This window comes from Turicibacter sp. (genome assembly GCF_017941855.1).
GTDB classification, from domain to species: domain Bacteria; phylum Bacillota_I; class Bacilli_A; order MOL361; family Turicibacteraceae; genus Turicibacter; species Turicibacter sanguinis.
The window spans coordinates 1-14,384 of record NZ_JAGAVR010000065.1; the positions used below are offsets into that span (position 1 = coordinate 1).

Below are 14,384 nucleotides of genomic sequence, written 5' to 3' on the forward strand. Positions count from 1 at the left end.
AAAGATGATATTTTTATCTTTAATATTTAAAAATTTTCTAGTAGAATATGAGTGAGACATCAAAAATTATCCTTTCAATATTGTTTTAGCCGATAACATTGTAACAGGATAGAGACTTGATGTCTCTTTTTTTGATGCCATGAAAAAGGCGTTGCTTAGTTAGCAACACCAAATATTATAGAACCAAATTTAACAAATATTTTAAAAGAAGTTCAAAAAATTAATCTAATAAATTCAATATTTCAAAAATTGCATCAAAGAACTGACAGATTTTACACTTCTTTTCCGATACAATTTAGTTATAGGAAATGGTATGAGAAAGGAGGAGCAATTATGTATATTGATCTTTTCATTATTCAAAACTTAATTTATGATTATTTAATTTTAACGGGCGTTGCGATTCTTACCGATGAAGAGTTTCAATATTCGAGACTATTAGTAGGATTGAGTGTTGGATTACTACTAAGCACCTTCTTGTTTACAATAGACATTACCTTTTTGATTGGCTTGGTTCCATTTGTTATGATTTGGATCGTCTTTAAAAAACAGCCAGTTAAGAAATATGGTACAAAAGTTTTATACTTTTATTGTTTGAGTATGATTTTAAGTGGAAGTATTTATTCGATTGCTCATTTTATTAAATTTGAAATGACGATTATTCCATATATTATTTCACTTTTTATCATTTCAGTTTTTATTACGATATGCTATATTCTCAAAGTAAGGTGGATAGGGGAACAACAAACGATTCAACAATTTACTTATTCTGTTAAAATATTTTGTGGAGAAAAAGAGATTAAAGGGACTGGATTTGTAGATACCGGAAATCATTTATTAGATGAAAAAACGCGGCAAGCAATTATGATAATGCCAAAAATAAAATTAAGTGGAAATTCGATTCTTGAATTTTTAAATGAACGGAATATTTCTTATTGGTATACACATTATTCTGTTATCAATGAAGAGGATCAATTATTATTAGTTTTTCGGCCAACGTTATTACTCATTGATAATCAAGTGGTTCATAATGTGTTAATTGGGGTTATTGATAATACTTTTATTGATTACGATTTTTTATTACAACCTAAAATGGTTCAAAATATATAAGTTTGTTAGGAGTTAAAAAAGGGGGAAGTAAGATGCATCATTTAATTAATTGGGTCATAGCGCTTATTGAAAGGTTGTTTAAACGTAAAAATAAATATGTCAACTATATTCGTGGAAATGAAACACTTCCTGAACCATTATCAAAAGACGAAGAATTTAATGTCTTAACAAGATTTCAAGGTGGAGATGAACGAGCTAGACAGACGCTCATCGAACATAATTTGCGTTTGGTTGTCTATATTGCGAAGAAATTTGAAAGTTCGGGTGTTAATCTTGAAGATTTAATTAGTATTGGGACGTTAGGGCTAATAAAAGGGGTTCAAACGTTTAAAATGGACAAAAATATTAAACTAGCGACTTATGCCTCACGATGTATAGAAAATGAGATTTTAATGCATCTTAGAAAAACGAATCGAATTCGAAATGAAGTATCGTTAGATGAACCGCTCAATGTGGATTGGGATGGAAATGAATTACTGCTGTCAGATATATTGGGGACAGAGGAGAATGAGGTTTATAAAGATATTGAAGAAGATGTTGAAAGACAGCTTGTGTTTGATGCTATTAATCGCTTAAAACGTCGTGAACGAGAAATTATGTATATGCGTTTTGGTTTGTGTGGGGAAGACCCTTTGACACAAAAAGAAGTTGCACAAAAGCTAGATATTTCACAGTCTTATATTTCAAGATTAGAGAAAAAGATAATTGATAAAATTAGAAAAGAAGTTTTAAAAACAAAGTGACTTGTCGAAAAAACACACACAATAATTAGCTAATTTATGAATGATTTGGTCTGATGTTGCTCATACTTTTCAGTAGATACAACTGTAATTGTAATGCAACTAGGAGGGGCCATCATGTCAAAACATAAAGTAGATATCGTAGGAGTTGACACAGCTAAGTTAGAAGTATTAAGTAATGCGGAAATGACCGAATTGTTTAAAAGCTTTCAAAATGGAAATGTAGAGGCCAGAGAAAGTTTAATCAAAGGAAATTTGCGGCTGGTGTTAAGTATTATTAAAAAATTTAATCATCGTGGTGAAAATCTTGATGATTTATTTCAAGTCGGATGTCTAGGTTTAATGAAGGCGATTGATCACTTTGATTTATCACATGAAGTCAAGTTTTCAACGTATGCCGTCCCTATGATTATCGGTGAAATCAGACGTTATTTACGCGATAATAATTCATTACGTGTATCTCGCTCTTTAAGAGATACGGCGTATAAAGTATTACAAGTTAAGGATCAACTTTCAATAGAACTCCAACGAGATCCAACGAACGAAGAAATAGCAGCAGCTATAGGAGTCGAACCTATTGACGTTGTGTTATCAGTGGAGGCTATATCCGATCCCGTTTCAATCTTTTCTCCAATCTATAATGATGGAGGCGATACGATTCATTTAATAGATCAAATAAAGGATGATAGTATTACTGACGATAAATGGAGTGTTAAATTAATGTTGGAAGAAGGATTTAAACGCCTTGGAAAACGTGAAAAACGAATTATACATGACCGTTACTTTATGGGAAAAACCCAAATGGAGATAGCTGCCGAGATTGGTATTTCTCAAGCACAAGTTTCAAGATTAGAGAAAAATGCATTACAAGTCATGGAAGAAATGATGAAAAGTTAAAATAGATGGGAGTCCCCCATCTATTTTTTTATGGTGATCACATATTTAGTCTCCTTTCTTCATAATATGAATTGATAGAAAGAAAAGGTGGGATCAAGGTGAAAGATAGTATCATGACATTAAGCGATATAGAAGAGAAAGATGTCATCAATGTGGTAACGGGCGAGAGAATCGGATTTGTATCTAGTTTGAAAATTGATACAAATTCAGGACAGATTATTGCGATTACGGTTCAACCATCGATGCGATTTATGAGTTTTTTTTCAAAGGATGATGAAGCAGTGGTTGTTCCTTGGAATCAAATTTTAAAAATTGGGGAAGATGTAATTATTGTTAATGTGACTCAAAGCATTACACAATACTAGGAATTGGAGAGGACTTCTTTAAAAAAAATTTCCATTCATAATGAATTATGGTATAATTTATAATATCATGCAGTAATATTGGAAGTTGACAGGTGAATAAGATGAATATTGAAAAAAACGTTGAACAAGTCCAACAAGATATTCAGGCATGTCAGCGCGATTGCGAAAAAGTTCGTATTGTTGCTGCCACAAAATATGTAAATGTTGAACAGATGAAAAGGCTCTATGATTGCGGAATTACTATCATGGGAGAAAATAGAGTGGATGCCCTTCTTGAAAAAAAAGCGCAATTACATTTGCCAATTGAATGGCATTTCATCGGAACGCTTCAATCACGGAAAGTAAAGGAAGTCATTAATGAGATCGATGTTTTACATTCTCTTGATCGTCTTTCTTTAGCAAAGGAGATTGAAAAGTATCGCGATAAGCCATTAAAGTGTTTAATTCAAGTGAATATTAGTGGTGAAAAGACTAAGCATGGGTTAGCCAAAGATGAAGTGGTCACATTTATAGAACAATTAAATTCGTTTTCTAAAATTGAGGTTATTGGATTAATGACAATGGCACCAAATACAGAGAATGAACTGACTCTCAGAAGATGCTTTAGTGAATTAAAACAATTACAACTTGATTTAGAAAAAAACTATAAATCGTGTCAAGAACTTTCAATGGGGATGAGTAATGATTATTTAATTGCGGTAGAAGAAGGGGCGACTTATGTCCGTCTAGGTTCAATTTTATTTCAAGACTAGTAAGAGATGAAGCCTTTATAAATTAATGATTCTAGGAGGAGTAGAAGTATGAGTTTTAAAGACAAGTTCAAATCAATTATTGGAATCGATGAAGACGAATATGAAATGGAATTTGAAGAGGAAGAGGAAATTGAAGAGCCAGAAGTTTTAAAACCAATTCCTGCAGCAAAGCCAGTATTAACGGCTATTCCAAACCAATCTAATCATTCAAATAACAAAGGGAAAAGTACTGTGATGACAATGAATAAAGAGTTAAATAAAGCAAATTTAGATAGCAATTTAAATAAAGTGATTATTCGTGAACCAAATGAATATTCTGATGCACAAGATATTGCAGATTGCTTAAAAGATAATTATCCAGTATTTATCAATTTACAGCGATTAGAAAAAGCACAAGCAAAACGCGTTGTTGATTTCTTAAGTGGAACCATCTATGCCATTGATGGGGATATTAAACGCGTGGGAACAAACTTATTCTTATGTACACCTCGAAATGTAGAAACGGAAGGACAAGTCACTGTTCAAGAACTACAACAAGATATTGAGGAGTAATAAATTATGGGAAACATCGTCTATTATTTAAGTCTTGTTTTGCGATTTTATGAGACCATGATGCTAATTTATATTATTATGAGTTGGGTTCCAGAAAGTCGCCAAACGCAGTTAGGACGCGTTTTAGCAAGTTTTGTTGAGCCATATTTATCTATTTTTAGAAAAATCATACCACCTATTGGAATGATTGATTTTTCTCCAATCGTGGCCTTTATTGTTTTAGATATCGCCATGCAAGGATTATTTAGACTGTTTTAGCCATGTTAGAGCATTTTAATAAGCATGAGCATCAATTCGTATTAAAGGTATCGGATTGGGTTAATCAAGTCTACTATAGTCACAAAATAAAAACAACCAAATTTCTAACCCTTCGTGAACAAGAAATTGTTCAGATGTTAGTCAACCAAAACAGTGAAGTCCGAGTCAGTTTTGAAGGTGGCTTTCAAAAGGCTGAGCGAAAGCGTGCAATCCTATATCCTGATTATTTAAAGTTAAATAATCTCAGTCAGTATGTGAAGGGTTATGAAATTGAGTATAATCAAAAATTAGTTACCTTAAAACATCCACAAATTCTAGGTTCTTTAACTGCTTTAAATATTGATCGCTCATTGATTGGAGATATTGTTATCCTATCAAATGGAAGAATTTATTTAGCAATATGTGAAGAATTTTCAGAATTTTTTCTCCAACATTTTCATAAGGTAGGAAAACATTCAATTTTAATCAAAGAATCTTCAATTTCCCAGTTTGAAAAAATCGATCAGGAAGATGAATTTGAAATCATTATTAGTTCGATGCGTTTAGATGTCATTGTGGCTAGTTTAATGAAAGTTTCGCGTTCACAAGTCCATGAGTATATCATGCAAGCCGGGGTTCAAGTTAATTGGGTGATTGAACAAAATCACTCACGTATTTGTCAAATTGGAGATGTCTTGTCAATTAAACGACATGGACGATTTAGATTAAAAGTTTTAAAAAGTCGAACTAAAAGTGAACGATTTGTAATTATTGTCGGGAAAACCGTGTGATAGGGGGAACAAAATGACACCAGCTGAAATGTTGAAAAGTCAAATGAAAAAATCGTGGGGACGATTTTCAGATGAGGAGTTATATCGTGTTTTCTGTTTATTAATTGAGCAAATTGAAGCCTTAGAAAAGCAGAATAAGTCGTTGAAAAAAGAGATTCATGCGATGCAAGAAAGTTCTGAACAACAAATGAAATCAGAGCTTGCGCAAATCGAGCTTTTAAAAACTCATGCTAAACGTGATGCGATGAAAATTATCCAAGAAACTGAGAAAATTTCGCAAGTAATTATTAATCAAGCTGTCCAGGATGTAGAAAAAATTACAGAAGAAACAGCCTTGTTTGAACGACAACAATTACAAATTAAAAATGAGTTAATCGACTTTTTAAACTCGAAAATTGAAGATATTAAAAATTGTTGGGGAAAATGTTAAAAATGTATTGATTTTTTAACTTAAATTCTTTAAAATTTAAGTCAAATATAGTGAATATGAGCGATGATTGGACCATGCTATTTTTTCCTCTTTTTTTTAGCGAGTCGGTGTTGGTGAAAGGCCGATAAAAATGATGAAATAGAATCAGCCAGGAGCTTTCATGTGAATTAAAACATGACGTATACTATGCGATAAATAGTTTGAGGCAATAAGAGGAAATCCTTTTGTTGTAAATTAAGGTGGTACCACGAACTTTTCGTCCTTATGTGACGGAAAGTTTTTTTTATTGTCTTAAACTATTTGATGGATAAATCAAAAAGGAGTTGTCGACATGGAATTAAAAGAGACATTATTAATGCCTAAAACAGATTTCCCAATGCGTGGAAATCTTCCAAATCGTGAACCACAAATTGAACAGACGTGGTATGATGAAAAATTATATGAGAAAGTGTTGGAAAAAAATCAAGATAAAACACCTTTCGTTTTACATGATGGACCACCTTATGCCAATGGAAATATTCATATGGGGCACGCATTAAATAAAATTTTGAAAGATTTTGTTGTGCGTTTTAAAAATATGGATGGATATTACGCACCATATATTCCAGGATGGGATACACATGGTCTTCCAATTGAGCAAGCATTAACGAATAATAAAAAAGTGAATCGTAAAGAAAAAACGGTGGCTGAATTCCGCGAATTATGTAAAGAGTACGCTCTTGAACAAGTAGAAGGTCAGAAGACACAGTTTAAACGTTTAGGCGTACTTGGTGACTGGGATAACCCATATATTACATTACAAAAAGAGTATGAAGCACAACAAATTTTAGTTTTCGGAAAAATGGTGAAGGAAGGGTTAATTTATAAAGGATTAAAGCCAATCTACTGGTCACCATCTTCAGAAACAGCTTTAGCTGAAGCGGAAATTGAATATCATGATAAAAAATCGCCATCTATCTATGTGGCATTTAAAGTACAAGATGGAAAAGGTATTTTAGCTGGAGATGAAGAATTTGTTATTTGGACAACAACTCCTTGGACCATTCCAGCGAACTTAGGAATCTGTGTGAATGCTGATCTTGAGTATGTGACAGTGGCTGTTAATGATCGCAAGTTCATTGTCGCTAAAGAATTAGTTGAGTCATTATCAAAAGAATTAAACTGGGAAACTTATGAGATTTTAGCAACTTATAAAGGGTCAGACTTTGAATATATGACGGCTAAACATCCATTATTTGATCGTGAATCATTATTAATTTTAGGAGATCACGTTACATTAGATGCCGGAACAGGGCTTGTTCATACTGCACCAGGTCATGGTGAAGATGACTTTAATGCAGGGCGTAAATATAATTTAGAGGTCTTATGTCCAGTTGATTATCGTGGATACATGACAAAAGATGCGTTTGAGTTTGAAGGAATGTACTATGAAGATGCTAATAAAGCAGTTGGACAAAAGCTTGAAGAAAAGGGTGCACTTCTTGGATTAAAATTCATCACTCACTCATATCCACATGACTGGCGTACGAAAAAACCAATTATTTTCCGTGCAACAGAGCAATGGTTTGCTTCAATTGAAGCGTTAAAAGGTCAAATGATGGAGCAAATTAAAGAGGTGAACTGGTTACCGGCATGGGGAGAAGTGCGTCTAGGAAATATGATTAAAGATCGTGCTGATTGGTGTATTTCTCGTCAACGTGTTTGGGGTGTTCCGATTCCAGTGTTCTATGCTGAAGATGGTGAAGCCATTTTAGATGAATCAGTTATTAATCATGTCGCTAATTTATTCCGTGAAAAAGGATCAAACATCTGGTTTGAATTAGAAGCTGAAGAATTATTACCAGCAGGATTTACTCATCCAGGTAGCCCAAATGGAAAGTTCCGCAAAGAGACAGATATCATGGATGTTTGGTTTGATTCTGGTTCTTCTCACCATAGTGTGTTAGTTGAACGTGGATTACCATATCCAGCTGATTTATATTTAGAAGGGTCTGACCAATATCGTGGATGGTTTAACTCTTCATTATCAACAGGGGTTGCGATGACAGGACGTGCGCCATATAAAACAGTCGTAAGTCATGGATTTGTTTTAGATGGACAAGGACGTAAAATGTCTAAATCAATTGGAAATGTTATTGACCCATTAAAATTAATTAAAATTTACGGTGCAGATATCGTTCGTTTATGGGTAGCATCAGTTGATTACCAAGCAGACGTTCGTATTTCTGAAGATTTAATCAAACAAGTTGCTGAAAGTTATCGTAAAATGCGTAATACATTCCGTTTCTTACTTGGAAACTTATTTGATTTTAATCCTGAAACTGATTTAGTGGCTTATGAAGACTTAAATGAAGTGGATCAATTTATGATGATTCGTTTAAATGAGTTAACAAAAGAATTAAAATCAGCTTATGAAGAATATCGTTTTGATGACGTATTCAAAACAGTTAATAATTATATCTCAAATGATTTAAGTGCCTTCTATTTAGATTTTACGAAAGATATTTTATATATTGAAAAAGCAGATAGCCAAGCACGTCGTTCAATTCAAACCGTCTTATATCACCATGTGTATGACATGTGTCGCTTACTTGCACCAGTCATCCCACATACAGCGGATGAAGTGTATTCATATATTCCAGGACACACTGAAATTTCTGTTTACTTAACAGATATGCCAGTGGTTAAAGAATATGCGAATGCAGCTGAAGTGACGACAAAATGGAGTCAATTCTTATCATTACGTCATGATGTTTTAAAAGCATTAGAAGAAGCACGTAATCAAAAAGTGATTGGTAAATCATTAACTGCTTCATTACACTTATATCCAAATGCTGAGACTAAAGCATTATTAAACTCATTACAGGCAGATTTAAAACAAATCTTCATCGTATCTGAGTGTGTGCTTGAAGAGGGAGAGGCTCCTGAGGATGCTTTACAATTTGATGGATTAGCCGTTGTGGTTAAAGCAGCTGAAGGACATACTTGTGATCGTTGTTGGTTAGTGGTACCAGCTGCTAATGAGCAAGGAATTTGTCCTCGTTGTGCTGAAGTTATTGAAGCCTAATTAAATATGACCAAAAACCAATGAATCGATGTTTCGTTCATTGGTTTTTTTTGTTAGGTAGGTAAGATATTTCTATATAATCATGAGGATAAACCATACGATTTAACTGTCAGATATGGTATAAAAGGAGTGAGGAACGTTTGCTTGGAGGGGAAAAGATGAAGGCAATTATAAATGGTAAAATTATTTTAAATGATTCTATTATGGAACAAAAAATTATTTTATTTGAGGACAAAATCCTAGATATTACAGATGATTTACCGGATCAGGTGGAAATTATAGATGCTAAAGGAGCTTATGTTGGAGCGGGATTGATTGATATTCATATCCATGGGGCAGGTGGGGCTGATGTCATGGATGCAAATGATGATACAATTGAGACGATTAGTCAACTGCTTGTTAAGTTTGGAGTGACGAGTTTTTTACCAACCACGATGACGATGAGTCAAGAAAAGATTGAATGTGCATTAAATCAAATTCGAATAGGCATGAATGGCCATTATAAAGGCGCTAAGGTTTTAGGGTGTCATTTAGAAGGACCATTTATTAGTGAGACGTATAAAGGTGCCCAAAACAAAGCGTTTATTCAAAAGCCTAATATGACATGGATTGAACCTTTTCAAGATGTGATTAAATTAATTACCCTTGCGCCTGAAGTTGATGAAGGTTATGAATTTATTAAAGCCATGAAATTAAAGACAGATATTAAATTGTCGATGGGACATACTTCAACGACGTTTGCAAAAGCCAAAGAAGCGATTCAACTTGGTATTTCACACGCCACACATACGTTTAACGGGATGTCTGGATTTAATCATCGCGAACCTGGAGCAGTAGGGGCTATTTTAATGTCTGATGTGAGTGCGGAGTTAATCGCAGATAAAATTCACGTTAATCCTGAAATTTTTGAATGGTTTTATCGGGTTAAAAGTGGAAATATAGTGTTAATTACGGACAGTATGCGAGCGGGCTGTATGCCAGATGGCGTTTATGATTTGGGAGGACAAGAAGTTATCGTTGAGAATGGAAGTGCAAGGCTTCGAACAGGATCTTTAGCAGGTAGTGTGTTAACTTTAAATAAAGCAGTGCGTAATTTTTATGAAGAAACCACGCTTTCTTTACCTGCTGTTTACCAATTAGCGTCTTTAAATGCCGCTCGTTCAATTGGAGTAGAGGATTGTAAAGGATCGATTGAGATTGGGAAAGATGCAGATTTAGTGATTTGGGATGAAGCGTTAGAAGCATTGGTGACGATTGTTGAAGGAAAAATTGTCTATGAGCGATAACATGACGAAAAAGGAGGAACGAATGTTCTTCTTTTTTTTTCAACCTATGGCGCGTGACATACTACTATGTTATGTTTTGTATTGTGTATCACACTATAGTGGTTAGACGCATAAATTGGATGAAGAAGAGATAAACATTGAGGAGGGACTGAATGAATTCTCAATATAAAAAAGGGATTTTAGAACTTTGTGTACTTAGTTTAATTGAGCAAGAAGATTTATATGGATATGAGATTGTCCAACGAATTTCACCGCGCATTGAGGTGACAGAGAGTACGATTTATCCCTTATTAAGACGGTTAACAAAGGAAGGCTATTGCAGGACGTATATGAGAGATTCAAGTGAAGGACCCGCACGAAAATATTATGTGATAACGACAGTGGGAAAAAACATCTCAGTAAAATGGTGGGGGATTGGAAAGTGTTTAGTTTAGAAGTTAATTATTTTTTAGAAGGAGTGAATGTGGATGAGTCACAAAATGAATTGGATTGAGGCATTAGAAAAAGAATTACGACTTTTGTCTGAAGAGGATCGAAGTGATATTATCCTAAATTATCAAGAGCAAATTAAGGCGATGCTCAATGAAGGGAAAAGTGAAGATGAAATTTTACAGCGACTAGGTTCACCAAAAGAAGTAGCAAAGGAAGTGAAATTGGCGTTAGGGATTGAACATCAAGAGAATCTGTTTGAAAAAATCGAACAAGGAGCAAATGAGGCGCTTAATTTTTTTGCTGATGTGGTGAGCCGTCAAGATTGTGAGGGAAAAAGGATGGGAGAAAAATTAATTTATTTAGCTTTATGGGGTGTTTTTTTTGTTGTCGGATTTGGAGTGATGGGGGTTGCATTTGGTTTAACGATTGGTGGGATTGTATTGTTCTTTGTTTCCTTTTTATTTAGCCAAGTAACGTGGTCAATCTTTTTCTTATTATTTAGCTTATCGATTTTAATTTTTAATAGTGGACTAGCTCTATTTTACGGTTTGTATCGAATGGGCCGTTTTTTAATCAGACCATTTTAATTTGAGAGGGGATTTGTTATGAAAAAAAATAGAATGGGTTTATATTTAATTTATTCATCAGTGACAGCTTTAGTTATTTTTATAGCAAGCATGATTTCCATGACAGTCTATGATATCAAGAAAATACCTGATTTGATTGATGATATCGCAGAAAGAATAGAAGGCTATGAGGGAGATATTTTCACTTATGATCATCTAGAATCCGAGCAGTTTGTGTCAAATTTACAGTTTAGACAAAGTGGAAGTGAAGAAGACTATTATCATTTAAGTACGTTTGATTTTGATTTAGCACAACCAATTGAACTAGAAACTGATGTGATGAACGCAGATGTAGTGATTCAATCGGTAGAAGGTCAGACATTAAGTGTTGAAATTTACACCAAAAAACCAAATCGTTTCCGTATTGAACAATCCATTTCGACCGTGACAGTTGAAGAAAAGAAAAAAAATCAACTGTTTTGTTTCTTTGGATGTGAGGAAAGTAAATCAAAAATTGTCATTAAGGTCCCTCAAAATGTCATGGATTATGAATTAGAGACCCTTAATGGCGATATTAAAATTTCAGGGATTGGACAAATTTTAGAAGTTAAGACCGTGAATGGAACGGTTGAACTCTGTGATAGTCAGTTTGTTGAGGCCATTTTAGAAACAGTGAATGGAAAAATTAAAGTTTTAGATAGTATCATAAACAACGAGAGTACGCTATCAGTTGTAAACGGAAGTCTTTTAGTTTCTAATTTAGAAAGTTCGTATATCGAAGCGGAAACAATTAATGGTGATTTTTCGATAACAGATTTAAAGGGAGAGGTATTAAACCTCTCCACAGTGAATGGGGATTTCAATTTGAAAAATATATACATGAGCTACATTGATGTGGATAAACTAAATGGAGAGGTAAGTTTAAAAAATGAAGATTTAAGTTATCAAATTAAATCTTTACAGCTATCAGGATTAAAGAAAAATCATGAAATAGAGGCAAATGTCTTGAAAATCAGTTATAATTAAAATAGGGATAAAAACTTATCTCCCAGTGGGCGATAGGTTTTTTTACTATCACATCAAAACGAATTAGGTTAATGTAATAGGAGGCTTTTTTATGCGTGAAAATTATTTAAGTTGGGATGAGTATTTCATGGGGATTGCATTACTATCTTCCATGCGTAGTAAAGATCCTCAGACTCAAGTTGGAGCTTGCATTGTAAATGAAGAACATCGAATTGTCGGAATAGGCTATAATGGGTTTCCACATGGATGTAAAGATGAAGAATTTCCATGGGAGCGTGAAGGAGAGTTTATAAATACGAAATATCCATACGTTGTTCATGCGGAACAAAATGCTATTTTAAACAGTACGACTAGCCTTAAACATTGTCGTTTATATGTTTCACTGTTTCCATGTCATGAATGTGCCAAATATATCATTCAATCTGGAATTAATGAAATTGTTTACATGAGTGATAAGTATGCTCATACAGACAGCACCCTTGCCTCAAAACGAATGCTTGATGCAGCGGGAGTTAAATACCGTCAAATGGCTGAGATTTCATTGAATGTGAACACGGCTAAATAGGGAAATTTTATATACAAAAATTGAATTGTTTGTTATAATGTTAAAATGTCAAAATAAAACGAATACTAAAGGAGTAGTGGAATAAATGTGGTTAATTATCGCCATTGTCGCTTTAACTATTGTGCTCGATCAAGTGACAAAATATTTAGTTGCCTCACAAATGACGATTGGTCAATCCATTCCGATTATTGATAACTTTTTATACATTACATCACATCGTAATGCAGGTGCAGCTTGGGGAATTTTTCAAGGAAAAATGATGTTTTTTTACCTCATCACATTAGCAGTCATCGCCGTTGTTATTGTGTGGATGACTCGCTTAGATATTAAAAAAGATAAATGGTTAATGATTGCCTTAGCCCTTATTTTAGGGGGAGCGGTTGGAAACTTTATCGATCGTGTGTTGTATCAACACGTTGTTGACTTTATTGACACGTATATTTTGGGTTATGATTTCCCAATTTTTAATATTGCAGATAGTGCCTTATGTATTGGAGTTGTCTTAATGGCGATTGATGCCATTTTAGATATGAAGCGTCAATAATCATAACATCAAACACTACAACTTAGTAAAATAAAGACGATTAAATTAAAGACAACCAAGAAAGTAGTAAATCCTTAAATGGCTTTTTTGCTTGTTGAAAGGATGGCGTTTATGGAACAAGAAAATATGATAGTAACAGAAGAATTAGTAGGTGTTCGTTTAGATAAAGTTTTAAATGAATCATTTGAGGATTATTCACGTTCTTATTTACAACAACTCATTAAAGAGGGACGTGTTTTAATTAATGGACAAGTGGCGAAAGCTAACTATAAATGTCGATTAAATGATCAAATTGAAATCAATATCCCAGAACCTGAAGTTTTAGACGTGATTCCAGAAGAGATGGATTTAGATATTGTTTATCAAGATGATTACGTGATTGTTGTTAATAAACCTGAAAATATGGTCGTACATCCCGCACCAGGAAGTATGAGTGGGACGCTTGTCAATGGATTGATGGCCCAAGTGACGGATTTATCAGGTATTAATGGTGTTTTACGTCCAGGCATTGTGCATCGTATTGATAAAGATACATCTGGTTTATTAATGGTTGCTAAAAACGATGTGGCACATGAATCTCTTGTGAATCAATTAGTTGAAAAAACAGTCACTAGACGTTATGTTGCCCTTGTACATGGGGTGATTCCTCATGATAATGGAACGATTGATGCGCCGATTGGCCGTGATCCTAAAGACCGTAAGAAGATGGCGGTAGTAGAGTCAGGGAAGCATGCGGTTACGCATTTTAAAGTGTTACAACGTTTTAAAGAGTTTACGTTAATTGAGTGTCGTTTAGAAACAGGTCGCACTCATCAAATTCGTGTTCATATGAGATATATTGGGTATCCATTAGCAGGAGATCCTCAATATGGTCCACGTAAAACAATTGGTGCAGAACATGGACAATTTTTACATGCTAAAGTTTTAGGGTTTGTCCATCCTAAGACCGAAGAGTATATGGAATTCTCGGCACCGATTCCAACATATTTTGAAGAGGCATTAGCAAATCTTCAAAAATAAGCTTAAA

General features: G+C 34.0%; 17 protein-coding genes. All 17 read left to right on the forward strand.

Annotated elements, in window-relative coordinates; genetic code table 11:
* The first annotated feature begins 333 nt into the window (after nt 1–333).
* The 17 genes from J6D32_RS08360 to J6D32_RS08440 all read left to right on the forward strand — a co-directional run bounded on the left by J6D32_RS08360 (nt 334) and on the right by J6D32_RS08440 (nt 14,377).
* Nucleotides 334–1,107, forward strand: a complete 774-nt coding sequence (locus tag J6D32_RS08360; protein WP_006785227.1) for a sigma-E processing peptidase SpoIIGA — start codon at nt 334–336, stop codon at nt 1,105–1,107.
* A gap of 32 nt (nt 1,108–1,139) precedes the next feature.
* A complete protein-coding gene (gene sigE / locus J6D32_RS08365) occupies nt 1,140–1,850 on the forward strand; it encodes an RNA polymerase sporulation sigma factor SigE (protein ID WP_006785228.1) in 711 nt (236 codons plus the stop codon).
* A 114-nt stretch (nt 1,851–1,964) separates the two neighbouring features.
* Nucleotides 1,965–2,744: an RNA polymerase sporulation sigma factor SigG gene (gene sigG / locus J6D32_RS08370; protein ID WP_006785229.1), complete on the forward strand. Its 780-nt coding sequence runs from the start codon at nt 1,965–1,967 to the stop codon at nt 2,742–2,744.
* A gap of 98 nt (nt 2,745–2,842) precedes the next feature.
* A complete protein-coding gene (locus J6D32_RS08375; RefSeq protein ID WP_009607401.1) occupies nt 2,843–3,109 on the forward strand; it encodes a YlmC/YmxH family sporulation protein in 267 nt (88 codons plus the stop codon).
* Between the two features lie 101 nt (nt 3,110–3,210).
* Complete coding sequence (locus J6D32_RS08380; RefSeq protein ID WP_006785231.1) at nt 3,211–3,861, forward strand: YggS family pyridoxal phosphate-dependent enzyme; 651 nt, start codon at nt 3,211–3,213, stop codon at nt 3,859–3,861.
* 48 nt (nt 3,862–3,909) lie between these two features.
* A complete protein-coding gene (locus J6D32_RS08385) occupies nt 3,910–4,413 on the forward strand; it encodes a cell division protein SepF (RefSeq protein ID WP_006785232.1) in 504 nt (167 codons plus the stop codon).
* A gap of 6 nt (nt 4,414–4,419) precedes the next feature.
* Entirely contained in the window at nt 4,420–4,671 is a 252-nt protein-coding gene (locus tag J6D32_RS08390; RefSeq protein WP_006785233.1) for a YggT family protein, read from the forward strand.
* A gap of 2 nt (nt 4,672–4,673) precedes the next feature.
* On the forward strand, nt 4,674–5,441 hold the full coding sequence (locus J6D32_RS08395) for a YlmH family RNA-binding protein (RefSeq protein ID WP_009607402.1): 768 nt from the start codon (nt 4,674–4,676) through the stop codon (nt 5,439–5,441).
* 13 nt (nt 5,442–5,454) lie between these two features.
* A complete protein-coding gene (locus tag J6D32_RS08400; RefSeq protein WP_006785235.1) occupies nt 5,455–5,871 on the forward strand; it encodes a DivIVA domain-containing protein in 417 nt (138 codons plus the stop codon).
* A gap of 331 nt (nt 5,872–6,202) precedes the next feature.
* Nucleotides 6,203–8,938, forward strand: coding sequence for an isoleucine--tRNA ligase (gene ileS / locus J6D32_RS08405; protein WP_006785236.1), 2,736 nt, complete (start codon nt 6,203–6,205; stop codon nt 8,936–8,938).
* A 158-nt stretch (nt 8,939–9,096) separates the two neighbouring features.
* Nucleotides 9,097–10,224, forward strand: a complete 1,128-nt coding sequence (gene nagA, locus J6D32_RS08410) for an N-acetylglucosamine-6-phosphate deacetylase (protein ID WP_129821715.1) — start codon at nt 9,097–9,099, stop codon at nt 10,222–10,224.
* Between the two features lie 152 nt (nt 10,225–10,376).
* Entirely contained in the window at nt 10,377–10,658 is a 282-nt protein-coding gene (locus J6D32_RS08415) for a PadR family transcriptional regulator (protein WP_287467543.1), read from the forward strand.
* Nucleotides 10,659–10,691: 33 nt separating this feature from the next.
* Nucleotides 10,692–11,243 carry a DUF1700 domain-containing protein gene (locus tag J6D32_RS08420; RefSeq protein WP_009607404.1) on the forward strand — a complete coding sequence of 184 codons (552 nt, stop codon included), beginning with the start codon at nt 10,692–10,694 and terminating at the stop codon, nt 11,241–11,243.
* Nucleotides 11,244–11,261: 18 nt separating this feature from the next.
* Complete coding sequence (locus J6D32_RS08425) at nt 11,262–12,248, forward strand: DUF4097 family beta strand repeat-containing protein (RefSeq protein WP_006785240.1); 987 nt, start codon at nt 11,262–11,264, stop codon at nt 12,246–12,248.
* 91 nt (nt 12,249–12,339) lie between these two features.
* The gene (locus tag J6D32_RS08430) at nt 12,340–12,813 is read left to right on the forward strand and encodes a deoxycytidylate deaminase (RefSeq protein ID WP_009607396.1); all 474 of its coding nucleotides are present in this window, start codon (nt 12,340–12,342) and stop codon (nt 12,811–12,813) included.
* Nucleotides 12,814–12,898: 85 nt separating this feature from the next.
* Nucleotides 12,899–13,357, forward strand: a complete 459-nt coding sequence (gene lspA, locus J6D32_RS08435) for a signal peptidase II (protein WP_006785242.1) — start codon at nt 12,899–12,901, stop codon at nt 13,355–13,357.
* Between the two features lie 111 nt (nt 13,358–13,468).
* Nucleotides 13,469–14,377: an RluA family pseudouridine synthase gene (locus J6D32_RS08440; protein WP_006785243.1), complete on the forward strand. Its 909-nt coding sequence runs from the start codon at nt 13,469–13,471 to the stop codon at nt 14,375–14,377.
* The last annotated feature ends 7 nt before the right edge of the window (nt 14,378–14,384 follow it).